This is a genomic window from Streptomyces sp. AB3(2024) (assembly GCF_041862025.1).
Classification (GTDB): domain Bacteria; phylum Actinomycetota; class Actinomycetes; order Streptomycetales; family Streptomycetaceae; genus Streptomyces.
Genome location: NZ_JBGWAB010000264.1, coordinates 1 through 4,115 on the forward strand (window position 1 = coordinate 1; position 4,115 = coordinate 4,115).

Sequence of the window (4,115 nt, forward strand, 5' to 3'; positions counted from 1 at the left end):
GTAGGACGCCGCCGAACAATCATTGTGGGAAAGCCCCGCACCTTATGGTGCGGGGCTTTTCTGCGTTTACGGGCATTTACCGGCCGATCCACCCGTTCGCCCCGGGCCGGCGGTGCCGTCGGCGACGTCCATGGCGTGATCGCGGGTGGGACCATCAGCATGTCTCCGGTCAGGCACGGGGCACCCAGGACCGGAGAATCCGGAGAATCCCATGACCATGTCTCATCCCTGGCGTCTGCTGGGCTCTGCCTCCGACGGCTACTCCGGTGCGGAAGCGCGGTCGTTGCTCGTACGGAGGCTGGACTGGGCGAGCCAGGAGACGTGGTTCGAGGATGGCCGGGGCCGCCTCCTGTCCTTGGTCACCAACGGCGAGCGCGCGATGGTCGCCCTGGTGGACGGTGCGGGTGATCCCGGGGAGCACCTGGTCGATCCGCGGGCCGAGGGCATCTCGGGCGGATACCTGTTGTCCAACGGGCAGATCGACACGTACTCCGACAGGGAGACCGTCGCTTTCTCCGTGGCCTGCCGGGCCGTGGAGCACTTCATCGAACACGACGCGTGGCCCCACGACGTGGTGGTGGATCGCTGTCCCTGAACCCGGGGACCAGGGCGGCCCCGTCAGCGGGCGGACTTGCGGCGGGCGCGGTAGGCGGCGGCGGGGCGGGCCGAGATCCTGGTGGACCGGTTCTACGGCCGCCGAGGAGGCGATCAACGGGCTTCGGCCGTCCGCCCCTCCCGTGCTCGCCGGATACCTCCCCGCACAACTCCGTTACACCCGGCTGCTGTTCGGTCTTGGTCCGCTTCCCGAAGACCCGTGGCGGGCCCGTGAGGAGTTCACCGCAGCCGGGGCCGACGCGAGGCCGGCCGGTTGGGGCACCTTCTGGCTCGGGGTGCCCGAAGCGGACCGGCTCCGGGTGGCCGCCGGCCTGACCGTCCGTGAGCTGGAACTGCCCTGGCTGCTACGCGTCCTCTGAAGACGCCCGCCCCAGCCCCGCGACCACGCGCGGCCGCCGGGTACGTGCCCGGCCGGCTCGGCCTGTTCCTCGGCTCGGGGCGGGGCAAAGGCGTGCGTCATGCGGGGGAGCCGGGTGCGGATGCCCGTCGTGTGCGGTCCTGCGCGGCGATGGCTCCGGCGACCTCCCGGATGGCGCCGCGAACCAGGTCACCGTAGGAGTCCTGCGGAAGGCGGGGGGTCAGCGTCTCGGCCGCCTCGATGTGCTCGGTGGCGGCTTCGAAGGAGCCGAGCCGGCGGTAGTCGTCGGCGAGGTTGAGGTGCAGGGAGGGGTAGAAGCCGGCGATGCGCAGACCGGCGTGGTGCTCCTGGGCGCGCTGCTCGGTCAGCGCGTCGGCGGCGTCCAGGGCCCGGATGTTCCAGGCCAGGGCTTGGGCGGGATCTTCGTAGAGGTCTGCGAGGTAGTGCGCGAGGGAGCAGCGGTGCAGGGGGTCGCCGGTCACGCCGATCGTGGCCCACAGGGCCAGGAGCTTCCGGCGGGCGGAGGGGCTGTCACCGGCCCGGCCTTCGGTGACGGCCTGGCCGATGGCGTCCATGGTCGGGTCGGGGCCGGCGGGTGAAGTGGTCATGGGGCGTTCCTCGTCGTCCTGCTCGGGTGGGGGATGGCCGCCGATCGGCATGCCGGGCCGGCGCGGGAGCGGTGGTTCGGGCTCCGGCCCCGCGTCATCCTCGGGATTCGACCCACTCGAAGGTCAAAGCGGACGGTCAGCCCGGGCGGTGACGGCGCCGAGCCGCTCCTCGCCCAGGGCTCCCGCGGCGAGTTCAGCCACTCCGCCGGTGGGTACCGGGGCCAGGCCGTGTCCGCGCTTGAACGCGCTGGCGAAGGCGGACTCGGAGGTGCATCCCACGTGGGCGGCAACGGATTTCAGGGGGTGCTTCCGTTGCCCGTAGCAGACGACCGCAGTTGTCATCCGTCACCAGGTCAGGTGGCTGGGGGCTTGGCCCACGGACGAGGCGAAGCGTCCGGTGAATGCTGCCCGGGAGAGGCCCGCCTCTGCGGCGAGTTTCGCCACGGTCCGGGGCGGCGCTGCCGGATTTCGGTGGACGGCGTGGAGCGTGGCCGTGACGGCCGGTCGTGGACTGCCGACCTCGGCGGGAGCAAAGGAGACCGGGCACGGAGAGCCTGATCGAGCCCTCGCCCGCGGCCTCTCCGACTGGATCGACAACCCGGTCCCCGTCTTCGCCGCCTACGAGGGGCCTTCCAGTACCGACAAGAACAAGACTGCGGACATGCTGACCGTCACTGGTGTGCACGGGGTCGTGCCCAGCCCGGTACAGGCGCGCACTCACATGCTGGGACATGCTGGACCGCCGCTGGGAATTCCCGCAGGAAACCGTCGTCGGCCCTCGAGCTATCACCCCCTCCGGTGGCGAACCCCTGTCGTGCCGTGTGACAAAGAGGCGTCACGAGGCGGGCCAGTCGTTCACCAGCCTCGAACCCGAATGCACCTGGGCAGATGAGTCAGCCGTCATCGCCGTCGCCGGAAGCGTCGACTTCGATACTCCGCCGGCCTCCATCAGCCTCGACACGTTCGCCGCAACCGTGGCCACCATCCGCAACGAGGTAAGCAAGCGAATCGCTTCCAAGCCCTGACCGACCGTCCCCGAGGCCCCCGCCGTTAGCTCGTCCGGAGCCGGGTCACCCGGCAGGCCCGTCACCCGGCAGGCCCGTCACCGATGTGGTGTCGGTCCCGGATGCGCACGTCGTGTTGCGCTACGGGTAGGCAGTCGACGCTTCGGCGGTCGAACACCGGGTTGACCTCTCAGGAAGGAGCGGGCCCCGCGCTTGACGAGCTTGACGTGACTGACCGGGCTTTCGACCTGGCCGGAGCTCCACGGCGTGGAGAGTCCTGTTGTGACTACGTCGAAATCTCGCCGTAGGCCGTTGACCAGCGAGTGGAGGGATGGAAGGTCGGCGGCGAGGACGCGGTCCATCCAGTCGGGCAGCTGGCCCCCTCGGAGGTCGTGGAGCATCTCAGCGAGGTCGTGGACGTGCCGGGCGGCGGCTGACGCTCCCGGTGAATCCGAGTTCGCGCAGTTCCCGGTGGAGCTGGGGAATGTCATGACCGCCCTCCAGCCGGCGGGCGTGGAAATAGGGCTTGCGCTCGTCCAGCACGGACAGCCGGCCGGTGGCCTGGCCAGAAGTTCGTCAAGGCTGGCGGCGCGCGCGAAACGGTGGACGGTGGAAGGGGCCAGCCGCAGTGTCCGGCCGATCGATGTCAAAGACTTCCTCTCGGCCAACAGTGCTTGGACCGCTTCGTATCTCTGCGTCGTGCGGGCCACCAGGCGCCGGGGCCGGCCCAAAACGTCGAGCGTGCGGCCCAGGCGGGACGAACGGCACGACCACCGCCTCGGAGGACTCCGGCACGGCCCGGCCTTCACGGTTGCGGCACGGAGCGGACTGGGTGATCGGCGGCACCGCCGTGCCGGTCGCGGCCGCGCTCGACGGCCCGGTGGGTGTCCTGCTCAATCTCGTTGCGCTGCGCCCGCACGATGCCACGGCCCTGGTCTGGACGGCACCGGCGAGCGGACCGTCTCGATCGCAACCCCCGTCGAGGCACCTGCCGAAAGCGGGGTGCCGGCGATGCACATGGTTGCGAGTGGTTGCCAGAAACGATGTGGCGCACCTGGCGGCGCTCGTGGCCCACGTTGACGCGGGCAAGGTCGCTCTCGTCCCCCGGGACGGGCGACAGCACCTTGAGCCTTCAGTGGTCGAGATGCCCCTCGCCAGGCACCTGAAGTACCACTCCGTGCAGCGACCGGCGGCGCGGCGGCTGCCCGGCACGTGTGCAGACGAGGGCCCCCGCTACCCCTCGCCCGCCGTTTTGACACCCCACAGGCAGGGTTGTAGAGTCAAACGGTTGCCTCGAACCGGACAGGTTCGGCAACTCCCACCCAACAAGGCGTCAAACACCTGTCGGGTGCACTCGATTCTTCATTCGGAATCTGAAGCCGGGGAAATCCGGTGGAAAACTTCTGATAGAGTCGGAACCGCCGGAAAGGGAAAGCGCGAAAGCGCAGAACCTGGAAAGCGCCGAGGGAAATCGGACACGAAAGAGTCTGATAGAGTCGGAAACGCAAGAACAGAACGAAAGCCCGGAGG

Annotated in this window: 5 protein-coding genes; 3 read left to right on the plus strand and 2 right to left on the minus strand. The window is 69.6% G+C overall.

Going from position 1 to position 4,115, the window contains the following annotated elements; all coding sequences use genetic code 11:
• The first annotated feature begins 211 nt into the window (after positions 1 to 211).
• Complete coding sequence (locus ACEPPI_RS40015) at positions 212 to 595, plus strand: hypothetical protein (protein WP_373920162.1); 384 nt, start codon at positions 212 to 214, stop codon at positions 593 to 595.
• Positions 596 to 737: 142 nt separating this feature from the next.
• Entirely contained in the window at positions 738 to 974 is a 237-nt protein-coding gene (locus ACEPPI_RS40020; protein ID WP_373920163.1) for a hypothetical protein, read from the plus strand.
• Positions 975 to 1,071: 97 nt separating this feature from the next.
• Here the strand turns inward: ACEPPI_RS40020 and ACEPPI_RS40025 are convergent, their stop codons facing one another.
• A complete protein-coding gene (locus ACEPPI_RS40025) occupies positions 1,072 to 1,581 on the minus strand; it encodes a hypothetical protein (RefSeq protein WP_373920164.1) in 510 nt (169 codons plus the stop codon).
• 123 nt (positions 1,582 to 1,704) lie between these two features.
• A complete protein-coding gene (locus ACEPPI_RS40030; RefSeq protein WP_373920165.1) occupies positions 1,705 to 1,923 on the minus strand; it encodes a hypothetical protein in 219 nt (72 codons plus the stop codon).
• Between the two features lie 389 nt (positions 1,924 to 2,312).
• Between ACEPPI_RS40030 and ACEPPI_RS40035 the strand changes: the two genes are divergently transcribed.
• The gene (locus ACEPPI_RS40035) at positions 2,313 to 2,606 is read left to right on the plus strand and encodes a hypothetical protein (protein WP_373920166.1); all 294 of its coding nucleotides are present in this window, start codon (positions 2,313 to 2,315) and stop codon (positions 2,604 to 2,606) included.
• The last annotated feature ends 1,509 nt before the right edge of the window (positions 2,607 to 4,115 follow it).